General features: G+C 66.6%; 17 protein-coding genes and 1 riboswitch. Of the genes, 11 read left to right on the top strand and 6 right to left on the bottom strand.

The window, feature by feature from the left end; translation table 11 throughout:
- Nucleotides 1-69 precede the first annotated feature (69 nt).
- Genes CH251_RS14425 through CH251_RS14410 form a run of 4 tightly spaced genes read left to right on the top strand, consistent with a single transcriptional unit; the run spans nt 70 to nt 2,884 of the window.
- The gene (locus tag CH251_RS14425; protein ID WP_094613744.1) at nt 70-726 is read left to right on the top strand and encodes a GntR family transcriptional regulator; all 657 of its coding nucleotides are present in this window, start codon (nt 70-72) and stop codon (nt 724-726) included.
- Nucleotides 723-1,979 carry an MFS transporter gene (locus CH251_RS14420; protein WP_094613743.1) on the top strand — a complete coding sequence of 419 codons (1,257 nt, stop codon included), beginning with the start codon at nt 723-725 and terminating at the stop codon, nt 1,977-1,979. Before CH251_RS14425 ends, CH251_RS14420 begins: the two co-directional genes overlap by 4 nt.
- Nucleotides 1,980-2,009: 30 nt before the next feature.
- Complete coding sequence (locus CH251_RS14415; RefSeq protein ID WP_094613742.1) at nt 2,010-2,630, top strand: hypothetical protein; 621 nt, start codon at nt 2,010-2,012, stop codon at nt 2,628-2,630.
- A 59-nt stretch (nt 2,631-2,689) separates the two neighbouring features.
- Nucleotides 2,690-2,884 carry a hypothetical protein gene (locus CH251_RS14410; protein ID WP_094613741.1) on the top strand — a complete coding sequence of 65 codons (195 nt, stop codon included), beginning with the start codon at nt 2,690-2,692 and terminating at the stop codon, nt 2,882-2,884.
- A gap of 88 nt (nt 2,885-2,972) precedes the next feature.
- On the opposite strand, the gene CH251_RS14405 is transcribed toward CH251_RS14410, so the two are convergent.
- Nucleotides 2,973-4,310 carry a M1 family metallopeptidase gene (locus CH251_RS14405; protein ID WP_094613740.1) on the bottom strand — a complete coding sequence of 446 codons (1,338 nt, stop codon included), beginning with the start codon at nt 4,308-4,310 and terminating at the stop codon, nt 2,973-2,975.
- A gap of 6 nt (nt 4,311-4,316) precedes the next feature.
- Complete coding sequence (locus CH251_RS14400; protein ID WP_256979076.1) at nt 4,317-8,261, bottom strand: Pls/PosA family non-ribosomal peptide synthetase; 3,945 nt, start codon at nt 8,259-8,261, stop codon at nt 4,317-4,319.
- Nucleotides 8,262-8,474: 213 nt separating this feature from the next.
- Nucleotides 8,475-8,590, top strand: a riboswitch (SAM riboswitch).
- Nucleotides 8,591-8,644: 54 nt separating this feature from the next.
- Here CH251_RS14400 and CH251_RS14395 point away from each other — a divergent pair.
- Together CH251_RS14395 and CH251_RS14390 are read left to right on the top strand one after the other, a co-directional pair.
- The gene (locus CH251_RS14395) at nt 8,645-9,976 is read left to right on the top strand and encodes an aminotransferase class V-fold PLP-dependent enzyme (RefSeq protein WP_094613739.1); all 1,332 of its coding nucleotides are present in this window, start codon (nt 8,645-8,647) and stop codon (nt 9,974-9,976) included.
- Nucleotides 9,977-10,131: 155 nt separating this feature from the next.
- On the top strand, nt 10,132-10,632 hold the full coding sequence (locus tag CH251_RS14390) for an LLM class flavin-dependent oxidoreductase (RefSeq protein ID WP_094613738.1): 501 nt from the start codon (nt 10,132-10,134) through the stop codon (nt 10,630-10,632).
- Between the two features lie 16 nt (nt 10,633-10,648).
- Here CH251_RS14390 and CH251_RS14385 read toward each other — a convergent pair whose 3' ends face one another.
- Genes CH251_RS14385 through CH251_RS14375 form a run of 3 tightly spaced genes read right to left on the bottom strand, consistent with a single transcriptional unit; the run spans nt 10,649 to nt 13,158 of the window.
- Nucleotides 10,649-11,122, bottom strand: coding sequence for a YbaK/EbsC family protein (locus CH251_RS14385; protein ID WP_094613737.1), 474 nt, complete (start codon nt 11,120-11,122; stop codon nt 10,649-10,651).
- Between the two features lie 37 nt (nt 11,123-11,159).
- Nucleotides 11,160-12,149, bottom strand: coding sequence for an allantoicase (gene alc / locus CH251_RS14380; protein ID WP_094613736.1), 990 nt, complete (start codon nt 12,147-12,149; stop codon nt 11,160-11,162).
- A gap of 4 nt (nt 12,150-12,153) precedes the next feature.
- Nucleotides 12,154-13,158 (bottom strand): hypothetical protein, encoded by a 1,005-nt coding sequence (locus CH251_RS14375; protein ID WP_094613735.1) that lies wholly within the window; start codon nt 13,156-13,158, stop codon nt 12,154-12,156.
- A gap of 52 nt (nt 13,159-13,210) precedes the next feature.
- On the opposite strand from CH251_RS14375, the gene CH251_RS14370 reads away from it, so the two are divergent.
- Together CH251_RS14370 and CH251_RS14365 are read left to right on the top strand one after the other, a co-directional pair.
- Complete coding sequence (locus tag CH251_RS14370) at nt 13,211-13,855, top strand: TetR/AcrR family transcriptional regulator (protein ID WP_094613734.1); 645 nt, start codon at nt 13,211-13,213, stop codon at nt 13,853-13,855.
- 28 nt (nt 13,856-13,883) lie between these two features.
- Nucleotides 13,884-14,108, top strand: a complete 225-nt coding sequence (locus tag CH251_RS14365) for a DUF6480 family protein (RefSeq protein WP_032395178.1) — start codon at nt 13,884-13,886, stop codon at nt 14,106-14,108.
- Between the two features lie 12 nt (nt 14,109-14,120).
- Here CH251_RS14365 and CH251_RS14360 read toward each other — a convergent pair whose 3' ends face one another.
- A complete protein-coding gene (locus tag CH251_RS14360) occupies nt 14,121-14,618 on the bottom strand; it encodes a 2-oxo-4-hydroxy-4-carboxy-5-ureidoimidazoline decarboxylase (RefSeq protein WP_094613733.1) in 498 nt (165 codons plus the stop codon).
- A 119-nt stretch (nt 14,619-14,737) separates the two neighbouring features.
- Between CH251_RS14360 and CH251_RS14355 the strand changes: the two genes are divergently transcribed.
- The 3 genes from CH251_RS14355 (at nt 14,738) to CH251_RS14345 (ending at nt 17,201) form a co-directional block, all read left to right on the top strand.
- Nucleotides 14,738-15,565: a crotonase/enoyl-CoA hydratase family protein gene (locus CH251_RS14355; protein WP_094613732.1), complete on the top strand. Its 828-nt coding sequence runs from the start codon at nt 14,738-14,740 to the stop codon at nt 15,563-15,565.
- A 1-nt stretch (nt 15,566) separates the two neighbouring features.
- Nucleotides 15,567-16,031 carry a MarR family winged helix-turn-helix transcriptional regulator gene (locus CH251_RS14350; RefSeq protein WP_094613731.1) on the top strand — a complete coding sequence of 155 codons (465 nt, stop codon included), beginning with the start codon at nt 15,567-15,569 and terminating at the stop codon, nt 16,029-16,031.
- Between the two features lie 126 nt (nt 16,032-16,157).
- Nucleotides 16,158-17,201, top strand: a complete 1,044-nt coding sequence (locus tag CH251_RS14345; protein WP_256979072.1) for a diguanylate cyclase — start codon at nt 16,158-16,160, stop codon at nt 17,199-17,201.
- The last annotated feature ends 43 nt before the right edge of the window (nt 17,202-17,244 follow it).

Below are 17,244 nucleotides of genomic sequence, written 5' to 3'. Positions count from 1 at the left end.
TGTCACGTTGAGTGGACTTTTTGGTGGCCAGAATTGGTGCACAGTTGAAGTGCATCTAGTATCTATGTTGTGTCCGAGACGAGATCAGCCGCCGATACGGCGTATGCGACGGTCAAGGAGCTCATTGTCTCGGGAGAACTCCCCGGCGGTGAGCTCGTCAGTGAGGGCGAGATCGCAACCCGCCTCGAGATCAGCCGCACCCCCGTACGCGAGGCGTTTCTGCGCTTGCAGGTCGAGGGGTGGATGCGCCTGTATCCCAAGCGCGGCGCGCTGGTGGTGCCGATCGCGGTAGGGGAGGCAGAGAGCGTCGTCGATGCGCGTCGCCTCGTCGAGGCCGGCAGCGTCCGAGCGTTCATCGCCGACGCCAGTGCTCGCGAATCCGTGGTGGCCGCCCTGCGCGAGAACCTGCAGCTACAACAGCAGCTGGCCGTCGACGGTACGGCCGCACAATTCAGCGCCGTCGACGCAGATTTCCATCGCACCGTCGTCCATGCCGGCGGCAACCCGTTGCTCGACGCGTTCTACGACGGACTTCGCGAGCGTCAGCGCCGGATGACCGCAGCCTCCGTGACGCGTGATCCGGGCCAGATCTCCCGCATCGTCGACGACCATCGTCGACTCGCGGACCTCATCGAGGCAGGCGACGCAGACGGATTCGAGCGGGCCGTCGAACAACACATGCTCGGGGTGCACGGCCTACGACCGGACAGAGGGGGAGCACGATGAGCGAAACGCTCACGAACGATCGAGACATCGAGCTGACTGCACGACGCTGGCTGCTGGTCGCGTCGGGCATGTTCGCCGTGGCGTGGGGCGGCAACGAGTTCACGCCGCTGCTGGTGATGTATCGGCTCGATCATGGCTTCTCGGCCGTGGTGGTCGATACGTTCCTGTTCGCCTACGTCCTGGGCATCATTCCGGCGATGCTGATCTGCGGGCCGCTCTCGGATCGGCTCGGTCGACGCCCGATCATGTTGCCCGCCCCCGCTGTTGCTGCGGCCGGTTCGATCCTGATCGCGCTCGGACCCGACAACGCGTACATGCTCTTCGGTGGCCGTGTGCTCAGCGGCATCGCGCTCGGAATCGGTATGGCCGTGGGCGGCAGCTGGGTCAAGGAACTCTCGAGTCGCGACTCCACCGCCAAGCCCGGTGCCGGAGCGCGCCGCGCCGCGATGTCGCTGACGGCGGGCTTCGCCCTCGGTGCCGGAGTCGCAGGCGTGCTCGCGCAATGGGCACCCTGGCCGACGCACCTCGCCTACGGCGTGCACGTGCTGATCTGCATCGCCGCCGGTGTCGGCATGCTCTCGGTGCCCGAAACACGCACCGCCACAGCGGCATCGAAGAAGAAGAGGTTGCTCGACGACCTGAGGATTCCGTCCGCATCGCATCGCCGGTTCCTGTTCGTCGTATTGCCCTTGGCCCCATGGGTGTTCGGTGCGGCGAGCGTCGCCTACGCGGTGCTGCCGTCACTGATGGCGGATGCTCTGGCCGACGAGCCCGGGGGCGGCTATCCCGTCGCCCTGTCTGCGGCGATGGCCGTGATCGCCCTAGGCTCCGGCTTTGCGATCCAGGCCGTCGGGCGTCGCATCGACACACCGGCCAACGCCCGAGGGGCACTGGTTGCGCTGACTCTGCTGGTGATCGGTATGGCTGTCGCGGCGTGGGCGGCATCGGTGCTCACCATTGCCGCGGCGCTGATCGCGGCGGCGGTACTCGGCTGTGGGTACGGCATGGCGTTGGTCTCGGGTCTGCAAGAGGTGCAACGCATTGCGGGCCCCGATGATCTCGCCGGCCTCACCGCTGTGTTCTATTCGCTGACCTACCTGGGCTTCGCGGTGCCTGCCGTGCTGTCGGCGCTCACCGAGACCTGGCCCGGGGTGGTCACGTATCCGATCATCTTCGGATTCGGCGCAGTGATGGCGGCGCTGTGCGGCCTGGTGGTGCGGTCCAAGACGTCTGCTCACTTGCCCAGCGCGTAGGGGCGGTTCGGCCCTAGGATCAGCGGCATCATGCTGCAGTCCTCGCGCACGGTCCCGCCGCATCGGGTTCCTCCGACGGTGGCGCTCGCGGGTGCGACCGTATGGAACCGGCGTGAGGCGTACTGGTTTCTGATCGCGGTGATCGTGCCGGCCGCCTGCTGGTCGAGATATCCGACGGTGGTGCCGTACGTCTTCGGGGTCGTTCTGCTCGGGGCCCTGGTGTTTCGCTGCAGACGGATTGCCTCGTGGGTGTCGATGCTGCGGTGGGGAGTGATCGCCGACGTCGAGACCGTGGACACCGCTCTGCGAGGCGACCGCAACCTTCGCCTCGCGCACGCCACCGGATGGAACGTCCAACGGCGTTGGTACACCGGGGTTGTCACCGAATCCACGATTCGATATCGGGCCGGGGAAGCGCGCGGTCACCTGTTCGTTCGGGGGCTGCCGTTCACCACCGGTGTGGTGCTCGCGCATTCGAAGCAACCATCGTCTGCCATGGCCATCAGCGACTTCCCCTGCGATCTGCAATTGGACGGCAAGGGACGTTGGGCGGCGTCCTTCCCGACCGGCTTCTGGCGTCAAGCACTGGCGACGTCGGCGATGTACGGCTACGCCGTGGCAGGCCTCGCCCTGTCTCTCGGGTATCGCTGACGCAGCCGATGCAGTGGGTACCGTGGAGCGGGTACATCCCTCGTACGACGGGAGCGAGCATGAAGTACAACTACTCCGGACCGTGGCCGATTTTCGCCGTGCTGGGCGTCATCGTGGGCTGGGTGCTGTTTCAGGTCGTGGCACTCGATGCGAGTGTCGGCCGCGCCATCGCGTCGCCCATCAACCTTTTCGCGCTGATGTCAGCGGGCTTCCTGACCATCGGCTACGCGCAGAAGCGCCGTCGGCGGGTCTGAATGGCAGATCGGCTCCCCAGACTTGGATTCCGGCCCCCGATTGCAGGCGGATATCCGAAACTGGGGAGCCGATTCGCGCCACCGGGAACTACGGCAACGACGGCATCTGCTTGTCCACCAGCCATGCGTCCCACAGACTTCGGGGGCACCCGAAGCGGGAGGCGAGGTCGGTGAAGTCCGCCGTCGCGACCGTCGAGTAGCGGTACTTGGAGGTCCATTCCTGGATCAGTCCGAAGAAGCGCTCGTCGCCGATGGTGCGCCGCACGGCGTGCAGTGCCAGTGCGCCGCGCTTGTAGACGCGGTCGTCGAAGATGCGTGCAGGCCCGGGATCGCTGAGCTGTAGGTCCATGGCCAGACCGCGCTGAATGGTGTGCGCGCGCTTGGCTTTGTCGTGAGCCGTTGCGCCGCCGGAGTTCTCGGCCCAGATCCACTCGGAGTAGCAGGCGAATCCCTCGTGCAGCCAGATGTCGGCCCACTTGCCGAGGGTCAGCGAGTTGCCGAACCACTGGTGCGCCAACTCGTGTGCCACCAGACGCTCGTAGTACCGGGAACCGGAACAGTGATTCGCACCGAAGATCGACAGCCCCTGCGCCTCGACCGGAATCTCGAGATCGTCGTCGGTCACCACCACGGTGTACGACGCGAAAGGGTAAGGGCCGTACAGCCGTACGAACGTATCCATCATCTGTGGCTGACGACCGAAGTCGTGATCGAACTGCGCGCGCAGCCGCGGCGGAGTGATGGCCTTCATCGGCACCGGTCCCGGGCTGACGATGCGATGTTCGTACGGACCGATCTGAATGGTCGCGAGGTAGCTGGCCATCGGCTCGGGCTGCTCGTACACCCACGTGGTGCGGCTGGCGCGAGTCTGCTTGCGCACCAACGTTCCGTTGGCCACCGCGTAGTACGGCGAATCGGTGGTGATGGTGATGCCGTAGCTGGCCTTCGACACCGGATGGTCGTCGCACGGGAACCACGACGCGGCCCCGTTCGGCTGGCTCGCGACGATCGATCCCTCGGTGAGCTCGTCCCAGCCGACCTCACCCCAGAAACCGTTGATGGGCTTGGGGGTTCCGCCGTACGCGACCGTGACCACCAGAGCCGCGCCCGACGCGATGGGCTTGGCCGGGGTGATCTTCAGCTTGCCGCGCTGGTGGCTGAACTTCACCGACCGCGAGCCGTTGACCGACACCTTCGACACGTTCATCGCCGGTCCGAGATCGAACGCGAACTTCGACACCGTCGCCGTGGTGACCGCAGTGATCTTCGCCTTGCCCGTCAACCGGTTGCTCTCGACCTTGTATTCGAGATCGAGTTCGTAGCGCGAGACGCGGTAGCCCCGATTACCGTTCTGCGGGAGGTATGTATCGATCGGATTGTCGCTGGCATCGACGTCGAACACCGGTGCCACCAGCCTGTCTGGCACGAAAGATCACCCCTCGTTTCGGTCGTCGCGGATGCGCGGGAAGGGATCGCCCTTGGCCCAGGGCGCGATCGGATTGCCCTGCCAACGAGTATGCGCGGGAACCGTATCACCGCGCATCACCAGCGAGGCAGGCCCCACCGTCGCACCGTCACCGATTCCCGCGGCCGGCAGCGCGACACAGTGTGGTCCCAGTGTTGCGCCTCTGCCGAGATCGACCGTGTCCATGGACATGATCCGATCATGGAACAGGTGCGTCTGCACAACGCACCCTCGGTTGACGGTCGCACCGTCGGCCAATGTCACCAGATCGGCCTCGGGAAGCCAGTACGTCTCACACCAGACTCCGCGGCCGATATCGGCACCGAGCCACCGCAACCACATGTTCAGCACCGCGGTGCCCTCGGCGGCGCGCGCGAACCACGGCGCAGCAACGGTCTCGACGAACGTGTCGGCCACCTCGTTGCGCCACACGAACGAACTCCACAGTGGATGATCGGTCTTGCCGATCCGGCCCACCCACAACCACTTCGCCAGCGCCGACACCGCAGCGGCCACGAAACCGGCGACGAGCAACACGACGCCACTGAGCAACGCCGCCAACCAGTACCCGACGGCGTCGGCGAGCGCGGTGAGCGAGAACAGCACTCCGAGCCCGATACCGAACGTCACGACGACGGGAATCAACCGACACGTCTCGACGAGCGAGCGGGCGACCTTCAGCTTGCGCGGCGGATCGAACGTGCGCGACGAGTCCGCACTACCGGCGGCCCGACGCAGCCGCACCGGCGGGCTACCGAGCCACGACGAGCCGGATTTGGCCTTGTCGGGAGTGGCGGACAGCACGGCGACCAGACCGTTCTTCGGGACGGTTCGACCCGGACCGGTCATACCGGAGTTGCCGAGGAACGCGCGCTTGCCCACCTTGGCGTCGCCCAGATGCATCCAGCCGCCGCCGAGTTCGTAACTGGCGACCATGGTGTCGTCGGCGAGGAACGCGCCGTCGGCAACGGTGGTGAACTTGGGGATCATCAGCACCGTCGACGCCTCGACGTCCTTACCGATCTTCGCGCCGAGCAGCCGGAGCCAATGCGGCGTCAACAGCGACGCGTAGAGCGGGAACAGGAACGTGCGCGCCGAGTCCATCAGGCGCTCGGTGGCCCACACCTGCCAGCCGATGCGGCTGCGCACCGGGTGGTAACCGCCGACGAGGCCGATGCTGAGCACCCGCACCGCGACGACGGTGATCAGCGCGAACACCGCCAACGACACCAGCGTCGCGACGGGCAACATCACCAGACCACGTTCGAAGGCGTCGAGCACGGAGTCGGCGGTGTGAATCCACCAGCCCATCAGCACCAGGCTGACGCCGATCGAGAACAGTGCCATGCCGGACAGAAACAACGACGCGACGCCGTACGCGAAGACCCAATGGGTGGCGCGCGGTGGAGTTTCCGCGGGCCACGGATGATCGGCCTTACCGACCTTCTGGGCCGGCGAACCGGACCACATCTGACCGGCTTTCACGCGTCCGACGACGGCGGAGCCTGCCGTCACGACCGCGTTCTTGCCGACTTTGGTGCCGGGCAGCAGCGTCGAGCGGGCACCGACGGTGGCCCCGGCACCGATCTCGATGCCGCCGATGTAGACGAGATCGCCGTCGATCCAGTGCCCGGACAGGTCCACCTCGGGCTCGATCGAGCAGCCGTCACCCAGCTCGAGCATGCCGGTGACCGGCGGCAGGGTGTGCAGGTCGACGCCCTTGCCGATCTTGGCACCGAGCGCGCGTGCGTAATAGACCATCCACGGTGCGCCCGACAGGTTCGACGCACCGCTGGCATCGGTCAATCGCGTTGCGGCCCAGAGCCTTATGTGCATGCTCCCGCCGCGCTTGTACGCGCCCGGTTTCAAGCCCGCCAACAGGATGCGAGATCCGATCACCGAGATCGCCATGCGACCGACCGGAGTGATGAACAAGACGAAGGCGAGAAGAATCCACCACCACGACAGCCTCGGAGCCCAGGACACGTCGCCGAACCAGGACATGACGTTGAACAGCAGTCCGAGCCAGGTGACCCACTGCAAGCCGGTCAGGGTGGTCAACGGAACCGTTGCCGCGATCTGCGCCCATTGCGCGGTGCGCGACGTCGGGGCGACCTCGCGAGGAATGGCCTCGACGACCGGCTTCAGGTCGTCGAGATACTGCGCCAGCGAACCCAGCCGTGGGTGGTCGTAGAGCTGCGCGACGGTGATCTCGGGGAACCGCTCGCGCAACGCCGTCACCAATTGGGCGGCCGAGAGCGAACCGCCACCGTTGGCGAAGAAATCGGCGTTCTCGTCCGAGACCTGCGCGCCGAGGATGTTGGTCCACAGTTCGGCCACCCACCCCGCCGTGCCGCCGAGCGAGGAGGCCCCCGCCATGCCGGGCAAGGGCCACGGCAGCGCATTGCGGTCGACCTTGCCCGAGGTGCGCGTTGGCATCTCGTCGACCAACGCCAGGCGCGGGACCAGGGCCGCAGGCAACTGTTCGGCGAGCAACTCGCGAGCGGCTTCGAGATCGAAATCCGGGTTGGTGCTCGCGAGATATCCGACGAGCACCGAGTTTCCGGCTGCCGTCTTGCGGATGGCGGCCGCCGCACCGCCGACGCCCGGAAGTGCTTGCAGCGCATTGTCTATCTCGCCGAGCTCGATGCGTCGACCGCCGAGCTTGACCTGGTCGTCGGCGCGGCCCTGGAACAACAGACCTTCGAGCTCGAGCTTGACCAGATCGCCGCTGCGATACGCCCGATCCCACCCGAGGGACGGCATGGGCGCGTACTTCTCGGCGTCCTTGGCCGGATCGAGATACCGAGCGAGTCCGACGCCCCCGATGACCAGTTCACCGACTTCGCCGACCTGCACCGGGTTGCCGGAGCCGTCGACCACAGCGAGGTCCCACCCGTCGAGGGGGAGCCCGATCCGGACCGGGCCCTTGCCGTCCATGATCGCCGCACAGGCGACGACCGTCGCCTCGGTGGGGCCGTAGGTGTTCCAGACCTCACGGCCTTCGACGGCGAGCCGCTCGGCCAACTCCGGCGGGCAGGCCTCGCCGCCGAAGATGAGCAGCCGCACCGCTTCCAGAGCCACCGCGGGCCACAGCGACGCCAGCGTGGGCACGGTCGACACGACGCTGATGTCGCGGGAGACGAGCCACGGGCCGAGGTCGAAGCCGGACCGCACCAGAGACCTGGGCGCGGGAACCAGACACGCGCCGTGCCGCCACGCCAGCCACATCTCCTCGCACGACGCGTCGAACGCCACCGACAGGCCGGCCAGCACTCGATCGCCCGGACCGAGTGGATCCTTCTGCAGGAACATGCGGGCCTCGGCATCGACGAACGCCGCCGCGTTGCGATGACTGACGGCAACGCCCTTGGGGGTGCCCGTCGAACCCGAGGTGAAGATGACCCACGCGTCGTCCTGCGGGGTGGGCGGTCCGGCATTGTGTTCGGAAAGGTCGTGGTGAGGTATGTCCTGCTTGGGGGCAGTACCGGCGGCGATTCCGCCCGCAGTGACGATGGCCGTCACCTGTGCCTCGCCGAAGACCAACTCGGCGCGCTCCTCGGGATCGTCCGCGTCCACCGGCACGTAGGCGGCACCGACCTGCAGGATCGACAGGATCGCGACATAGAGCGAGAAGGAGCCCGACGGCATGCGGATGCCGACGCGATCGCCGCGCCTGACACCGGCATTGGCGAGCCACTGAGCGCCCTCGGCGATGTCGTCCAACAACTCCGAGTAACTGACCGACACAGCACCGTCGTCGATCGCGGGTGCGTCGGGAAAACGATGGGCGGTGTCGCGGAGAATGTCGATGAGCGTGCGTGCGGGCGGAGCCTGGGGCGAGCGAAGAAACGCCGCCGGGGCAGGTGCGATGTCCGCGCTCGAACCCGGCAGATCGTTCTCTTGATGCACAGACAACCGGGCGTCCTTCTCATTCGTTTGCAAGTAACTCTGCGTTGGCAAGTGGCTCTGTGGTGCTGGCGAGCAGCAGCGCCGTTGGTTATCTCACGTTCTGTTTGCCAGCAGGTGAACGAGCGCGCCTTCCCACCGCGGAAATCCTACTGCGGCCCAGGGGCGAGTCCCGGCTTGACAAAACCGCAGCGAGTTTGCGAGTGTCTCTTCCACGGTCACGAGTACCAGCATCAAGCCCCGGCTAGCTGGTCGGCAACCCTCCTCCGCGGTGGGGTGCTCCGGGTGACGACCAGGCCGACGCCGGAAAACCGGCGCGGCAAGCGCGGACTCGTTCACCACATCCTTCGGTTGCGGGTCCCTCGAACGTGAGGGCTTGATCTGTCATGACATCTGTACTTTCCCGCCCCTGTGCTCCTTTTACCCCTGTTTCGGGCACGGATCTGCAGGTACCGCTGGTCCAGGGCGGCACCTGCACGTACGCAAACTTCGATTACGCCGCCAGCGCGCCGGCACTGGACGCGGTGACCGATCGGATCGCGGAACTGCTGCCGTTCTACTCGAGTGTCCATCGCGGTGCCGGCTACGCCTCGCGGGTCTCGACGGCGGCGTACGAGAAGGCCAGGGTGACCGTCGCTGATTTCGTTGGTGCGCAGACGGATTCGGTGGTGGTGTTCACGCGGAACACCACCGACTCGCTCAATCTGCTGGCCGCATGCGTGCCGGGTGAGACCGTGGTACTCGACATCGAACACCACGCGAATCTCCTCCCGTGGCGTGATCGACGAGTGGTGGTGGCGGCGTCTACCCTGGCCGAGACCATCACGCGGCTCGACGCCGAGCTCGCCGCGAAACCTGCTGCACTGCTGGCGATCACGGGTGCTTCCAATGTCACCGGTGAGGTGCTGCCCATCGCCGAACTCGCCGCTCTGGCGCACCGGCACGGCGCACGCATCGCGGTGGACGGTGCCCAGCTGGTTCCGCATCGGCGGGTCGACATCGCCGCACTCGGCGTGGACTACCTCGCGTTCTCCGGCCACAAGCTCTACGCCCCGTTCGGCGCGGGAGTGCTTGTGGGCGCACGTGATTGGCTCGACGCCGGTGAACCGCACCTGGCCGGCGGCGGCGCGGTGCGCAGCGTCGGCATCGACCACACCGACTGGGCCCCGGCGCCGCAGCGGCACGAGGCGGGCACCCCCAATGTCCTCGGCGTTGTGGCTCTCGCTGCGGCCTGCGAGGCCATCGCCGGATTCGACGATGCCGAGCTCCAGGCGCACGAGCACGAGCTGTCCTCGCGATTGCGGGGCGGCCTGGCAGCGCTGGACGGCGTCGAGCAGCTCCAGGTCTGGGCCGATGCGCCCGACAGTGTCGGCATCGTCACCTTCACCGTTGCCGGGCGCGATCCCGGTGAGGTGGCTGCGTACCTGTCCGCCGAACACGGAATCGGCGTGCGCGATGGCAAGTTCTGCGCACACCCCCTGCTGAGCAGGCTGGGGCACGCGGCCGGAGCGGTTCGAGCCAGTATCGGCCTCGGCAGCTCGTCGGCCGATGTGGACCGACTCGTCGACGCCCTCGCCGCCCTGGTCGAGTCGGGACCGAACTGGCACTACGCGGAGGACGCCGGCTGGTGGAACCCCGTACCCGACCCGCGGCCCTTCCCCGAGCTGGCCGATGGGGCCGCCGGGGTTGGATCCCCGTGCAGCCCCGCAGGCCGTTAGCATGGCGTCATGACCGTGAGTGTCGTGTGGACGGGCAACCGTCACTGGTGCAACAGATACGTGGATCTGTGCCGCACTGCGTCCGGGTCGTGTTCGAGTTCGGCTCCGCTCCGACCGAATGCGTTCACCGACTTCTAGAACCAGGACCACCACTCATGTCGCACAACTCCACCCGCGTCGCCGTCGAATTCTCTGCAGGTTGGACCGAACTGACCGTGTCACCGGACGGGGACGTAGTCCGAATCCAGGCCTCCGACCTGCGGGAATCCCAGCAGCACCTGGCTCGCGTACGGGCCGAGGCAGCCGAGCGCGGCGAATCTGCCGACAGCACCGCAGTGTTTCTCGACCTCGAGATCCACATCGCGGCCGATGCCAGGACGGCCCGTCGGGAATTGGCTGCACTCGACGCGCCGGTCGGCCCGTCGTCGATCCGCTACGTCGGAACACCGGCGGGATTGGCCAGTTTGATCTCAGATGTCACTGCGGCTGATGTGGCGGACGGCGTGACGTTGACAGTGCTCGGCGATGTCGCTCGCCAGTCGGTTCTGATCAACAACGGGGTACTGCCGTTGCTCGAATCCCGCGGCACCCGACTCGACATCGACGTCGTCGACGCGGTCCTCGGCACACCGATCGCCCCGACGCTCGCGTCCTGAGCCCGGTGAGCAGTGCTCAGGTGACGTCGATCGCCAGACCTGCGGTGATGCGCACCAACTCGGTGAACGTGGACCGAAAGATCGTGTTGGTGTGACCGGCGGCCGCCCACACCTCGGCGTACCCGGCCAGATCCTGGTCGACGAACGTGTCGAGGTTGGTGGGGTGGCCGACCGGTGCGATCCCCCCGATCGGCTGCCCGGTTGCATGCTTGGCCGTGTCCAGAGGCGCGCGCATCAACGTCCCGCCCAGCCGTTCGCCGGTGTGCTCGAGATGAACATTGTGGGCACCGGACACCAGCAGCAACACCGGCTCGTCGTCGAGTAGAAACACCATCGATTTCACGATCGCACCCACCTCGACGCCCAGCGCTGCGGCAGCGTCGGCGGCAGTGTGCGTGCCCTCCGGGCTATTGACCACCACCCCGTGATGACCACGTGAAATCAGAGTGTCGGCCACATGGGCTGCATTCGGATGAAGTAGCCGGGACATGAACCAACCCTATTGCCCCGCGACCGTTTACGCTGTTCTATCCCGGAGTCGTTCCTGCAGGCTCCACTCCCGCGTCGAGATCACCGAACAGTCTCAATCGCGCCATCCCGCCGTCGGGGAAGATGTCCATTCGCACCTCGGAGACCGGGGTGTCGTGGGTGAGGACGAAGCGATGCCGGGTGTCGGGCTGCAGCGTCGTGCGCGGCAACAGTTCGATCCATTCGCCGTCGCCGAGTCGGCCCCGCAGCGATGCCGCACCGGGCGCGTTTCCGAGGAAGCAGGTGGTGTCGAGCTCGGCGAGAGAGATGTGCCCGGTACCGGCGAGCTGCACCTGAACCCAGTCGTTCGCGTCGTTGCGTCGACGCGAGGTCTCCCAGCCCTCACCCATCGACCGTGGCGGTCCGGGGAACAACAGATTGTTGGGTGAGCTGTAGAACATGTTGGAGCACGCCGAGACGTACGCGCCGTTCTCGAGTGCAGCGAGATCCACCGGCCCGGCAGCGAGGAACTTGGGGTCGGGCTTGCCGCGGCCCAGCACCCGCAACCGCGCCACTCCGCCGTCGGGATAGATCGACAGCTTCACGTGCGTCCACCGCACATCGGAGGCAACGGCGAACCTGTTCTCGCTGTCGCCGTTGACCGGGCTGCGCGGGACGATGGTGGTCCACTCGGTCTGGGTGTGAAGCTCTTCCGGTGAGGGAAAACCGTCGACCTCGGCGGCCTCGATCGAGATCTCCGGCGGATAGTTTCCGGTGAACCACGCGGTGTCGACGACGATTGCCGAGACGACCCCGGGCGCTCCGAGACGCACGATCGCTTCGTCGTAGCCGGCCTCGCGTCGGCGTCGCGTCTCCCACCCGTCGTAGATCTGGCCCTTGTGTCCGAACGTCGCCGTCGAGTAGTCGGCTTTGCCGGGCCGGACGAGATTCTCCTTCTCCGCGAACGTCTCGTCGTTCGCCCACACGACTGCGCCTCCGAGTGTGCGGACGGCGAGATCGGGCAGTGGCAAGGGGAAGTTGGCGGTCATGGGATCACACTTTACTGGTTGCGCGTGGGGTCACCGGGTTGTGTGTGGACCGGCGACGCACTGCTGCCGCGCCCATCAGCAGTGCGCCGATCACGATGTAGAACGTCAGGCCGAGTGCGGGTTGCCCCAACCCGGTGCCCGAGAAGTAGACGATGCTGCGCACGCCCTCGGTGCCGATGCCCGGGGTGATCCACCGACCGATCGAAGCGTAGAGCGACGGAAGGACGTCTGCCCCGAAAGCGCCTCCCGCGCTGGGATTTCCGAGGATCACGAACAGGACGATCGCGGCGGGAACCGCGGCGACGCCGATCAGTGCACGAAGACCCATGGTGAACAGTCCGGTGGCGAAGACCACCGCGGTACCCAGCAGCGTGAGCGGAAACCAGTGGCCGGCAAAGGTTTCCATGACATGAGTGGTGAGGAAGGCTCCGAGCGCACCCGATGCGGCCGCGTACACCGCGAGAATGCCGACGTGGACGCAGGTTTCGCGGCGCGAGTTCGGTGCGCCGATGAGCAGTCCGAAAGCGGCAGCCAGCAGGTACCCGCCGACGACCCAGCCGACCGAGAGGTAGAAGCCGGACAGTCCGCGGTTGTCGTGCACGCCGACCGGAATCTCGTCGCGGACCACGAACTGGCGCCCCTGCGCGGCGTCCACCTCGGTGAAGATCGACTCGAGTGCGGTGGCCACCGAACTGCCCGCTGCGCCGGCGGTGATGAGGGTGTCCGTTCCGTCGGCACCGACGACGTACGCCCCGAGAACGTCTCGGTCGCGCAGCAGTGCACGGACCTCCGCGGTATCGGCTGCGGTGCGTGCCGCGAGCGGGGTGCCGTCGATGGCGTCGAGGCGGTCGGCGGTCTGTTGGTCCAGCCCCTCGGGGAGGCCGGACTCGGTGACCACGGCGATGGGGATCGCGTGCGGCGTCGGCTGATGGAAGGCCGAGACGTAGCTGAGGATGAAGCCGAGCTGTAGTACCAGCACCGCGGCGGCGAGCAGTGACATCTTGCGCATGGGTGACTCCTGAATCTTGTCGATACCCGAGGTATTCAATACTCTAGGTATCGTGAATGCCGACGAGCAAGAAAAGTGGGGGTCGACACAGGACCGGCGACGACCCCAGCGCACCGACGTACGGGACCGACTGCTCGCCGCGGCAGCCGACGAATTCACCGAACGTGGCTATGCCGCAGCGAAACTCACCGACATCGCAGATCGGGCGGGCTTCACCAAGGGGGCCGTCTACTCCAATTTCGAATCCAAACAAGCACTGTTCGCCGAACTGCTCGCCCGGCGTTCCCTCGACCTCGCCGCCCGCGTGCTGGCCCACGTATCCGATCTGGACTCCGGTGCAGCGGCAGGAGCCGGCGGCGGCGAAATCGCGTCCTGGGTGGTGGCCGAACCCCGGTGGCCGTTGCTGACCGTCGAATTCGGCATCCTCGCCGGACGCGACCCCGCGGTCGCCGAGCGCTATCGCACCGACCGTCGCGCACTGCGCGGCGAACTCGAACGCCTCATCGCCGACAACGCGCACCGGTGGGGCGTCGGCAAGAACTTCGATGCCCGACGCCTCGCGACGTCACTGGCGGCATTGATCTCCGGATTGGCCGTCGAACATTCGGTGGATCCCGAGGAGATCGACGAGGGTGTCATCGCCGACGCGGTGTCCGAACTGTTCGCGGGAGCGATAGCCAGGACACATCTCGGTTGAGGGACACCGCACCGGGTAACCGCAGAAGATGAATGCTCAGAATCCAGACCCCGACGTCACCACAGGACTCGAAGCCGGAGGCGGGGTCACCCCGGGAGATACTCCGCCCGCCGAAACCGGAATCGGCGGCCCGAACCACGAGCCCCCGCAGCGCAGCCGGGTGATGCCGATCGTCGTCATCTGTGTCGTGGCATTGCTGGCGATCCTGATCGCCGGTGGACTGATCGGTCGCGTCGTCGGCCTGTTCGGCTGATCCCGACCGATCTCAGTACTCCGGCCAACCGCCTTCGGGCCCCAGCAGGCGATCCAATCGGATGTGGTTGATCTTCGCCAGCTCGTCGCGCATCACCTTGCGCTCGGTCTGATCGTCGTTGTCGAGTCGATGGCCCAGATCGACCAGAATGTCGCGTGGCTCGAAACCCTCGGGCTCGAACAACGGACTCGACACGTACGGGTAGCCGAACCGGTCCTCGTACGCCCTGGCCGCAGTTCCCAGCGCCCCGCGAGTGGCGGTGTCCATGGCCGCGCACACCTTGCTCGGCTCCGGCAGCGTCGCGGCGAGCGAATCCACATCGCCGTCCGAGAGCTCGGTCAATTCCGCGTCGGCTGCGGAGTACAGGTCTGTGCGAGAGCGGTACCTGCGGCCGTCCGCCACCTTCGACGCCCACGCCACCGAGCAACAGCACTCGTACAGCGCATGCACCGCCTTGCGGCGCGGCAGATCGTTGAACGTCTCCAGGCCGAGTCCCTGATGCATCAACATGAGTCGATGATGGGCGCGATTGAACGTATGTACCAGAGCTGAGCAGGGACTTAGCGCAGACGTTACGCGCCGTAACATGCGATGCAGAATTGTGCGACGCTGCCGCTAGGCTCGCAGGCATGACGGAACGAACCTGGCAAGCCTTCTCCGTGGAGATCGCGGACCACATCGCACACGTGACACTTCTCGGACCGGGCAAGGGCAATGCCATGGGCCCGGACTTCTGGAGCGAAAGCCCCGAGCTGTTCGCGCAGCTCGACGCCGATCCCGAGGTTCGAGCAGTCGTGCTCGCGGGCTCGGGTAGGAACTTCACCTACGGACTCGACCTCGCCGCGATGGCAGGCACGTTCGGTCCGCTGATGGCCGACAAGGCACTGGCCGGTCCCCGAACGTCGTTCCACGACACCATCAAGACGATGCAGAAGGCCATCAACGCGGTTGCGGACTGCCGCAAACCCGTCGTCGCAGCGGTTCAGGGCTGGTGCATCGGCGGTGGCGTCGACCTCATCACCGCCGCGGACGTGCGCTACGCGAGCGCCGACGCGAAGTTCAGCGTGCGCGAGGTGCGGGTCGCGATCGTCGCGGACATGGGGTCCTTGGCCCGACTGCCCGCGATCATCGGCGACGGCCACATGCGTGAGCTCGCCCTGACGGGCAAGGACATCGACGCCGCGCGCGCCGAGAAGATCGGTCTGGTCAACGACGTGTTCGAGGACCACGACGCCACTCTCGCCGCAGCTCGCGAATGCGCCGCCGCCATCGCTGCCAATCCGCCTCTGGTGGTTCAGGGCATCAAGACCGTGCTCGATCATTCCCGATCCTCCGGCGTCGACGATTCGCTTCGTTACGTCGCGGCCTGGAACGCCGCCTTCCTCGCCTCGCACGACCTCACCGAGGCGATCACCTCGGTGTTCGAGAAGCGACCGGCGCAGTTCACCGGTAACTGACGTGGTCGAGTTCGCCGAGGAACTGGGCACGCAGTTGGTTCGACTGCAACGCCTGCGTGAGCGCAACATCGCCGCGATCTCGTCTTCGGGAGGTGTCGACGGTGCCGCGTACGTATGCTTGTTCAGGCTCCTGCGCGACGGACCGATGCGGTCCAGTGAACTCGCCGCCATGGTGAATTCCGATCCGTCGACGGTGAGCAGGCAGGTGGCTCAGCTGGTCGAACGGGGGCACGTCGAGCGGCTTCCCGACAAACGTGACGGTCGAGCGTTCGTGCTCGCGGTGACGGAGTCGGGTCAGGAAGCGGCGGCGGCGATCCAGCAACGGCGAACCGACAATCTCGGACGGGTCATCGAGGGGTGGACACGGGTGGACCGAGAATCGCTCGTGACGTTGCTCGATCGTTTCTTGACCGATTACGAATTGATCAGGCCGGACCTGCCCGAGCGGCGCGCCGGTAACGTCTGAGCTGCTGGCGGCCGAGTGGACGGCCGACAACGGGGGTTGTTTCTCGTCGTCGACTTCTGCCCGAGGGGTGACGGGTAGACACCCCACGCGGATGCTCGAACTGCCAGGACTGGAGGGAGGGGCGCGGTGCCAGCCGGAGATCGGATGGGCTCGGTGCGGCTCGAACGACGTGTCGCACTGGGCATCGCAGCCCTGGTTCCGTCGTTCGGCCTGATCGGCGGCGTCGCGATGCTCTCCGCCGACGGGCCCGCGGGCACTGCGGCGAAACTGGCCTGCGCACTGGTGCTGATCTCGACCGTGCCGGTGGGCGCGTGGTGGCTACTGCGCTCGTCGGACGCGTCGCACATGCCCGGGTGGTTCGTGGTGTACGCCGACGTCGGCGTGGCGATGATGCTGCTCTCCTTCACCGGCCACGACCTGGCACTGAACGCCGCGGCGCTGTTCGCCGTGATCGGCATCTACATCGTCTACTTCTCCAGACGGCGAGTGCTCGCGTTTCACATGCTGTTCGTCAACGCCGTGGTCGGGGCCCTGGCAGCCCTGGCGTTCGCCGAGGACACGCACGATCTGGCGTCGACGGTCGCCAGGACCCTGGCAACTCTGTTGGTGGTCAACTCGGTGCTCGCGTTCCGGGCGGTGATTCAGCGCCAGCTCGATCTCGCCAACACGGACTCGCTGACCGGCCTCCTCAACAGACGCGGACTGGAGTTGCGGCTTCACCGCATGATGAACTCGTTGGACGCGGAGCGCTCGGTTGCGCTGATGGTTCTCGATCTCGACCAGTTCAAACGAGTCAACGACACCTACGGCCATGCGGTGGGGGACCGGGTGTTGCGCCGCACGGCCCGCAGGCTCACCGCGGTCACGGGTGCCCGCCCGTGTGTCGCACGCACCGGCGGTGAGGAGTTCACCATTGCGATACCGGCCGACGACGCAACCGTGCACCGCGTAGCCCACGACATTCTCGAATCGATTCACGACCCGGCGGACGACGTGCCGGTGACGGTCAGTGTCGGGGTGGCCCTGCTGGACGGCGGCCGATGGTCCACCGCCGCCGAGTCCGGTGTCGGTGCCGACCTGGTCCACAACGTGCTGCTCGACGCCGACACGGCGATGTACGAGTCCAAGCACGCGGGCGGAAACAGAGCAACGGTGTACGCCGGCGAATGATCCGCCGGCGTACACCGTTCGTCGTTCGGGGAAGAACGTGTGC

This window comes from Rhodococcus sp. 06-462-5, from assembly GCF_002258315.1.
Taxonomy (GTDB): Bacteria; Actinomycetota; Actinomycetes; order Mycobacteriales; family Mycobacteriaceae; genus Rhodococcoides.
The sequence above is the reverse complement of the archived record's forward strand: the minus strand, read 5'-3'. Positions and strand labels throughout refer to the sequence as shown.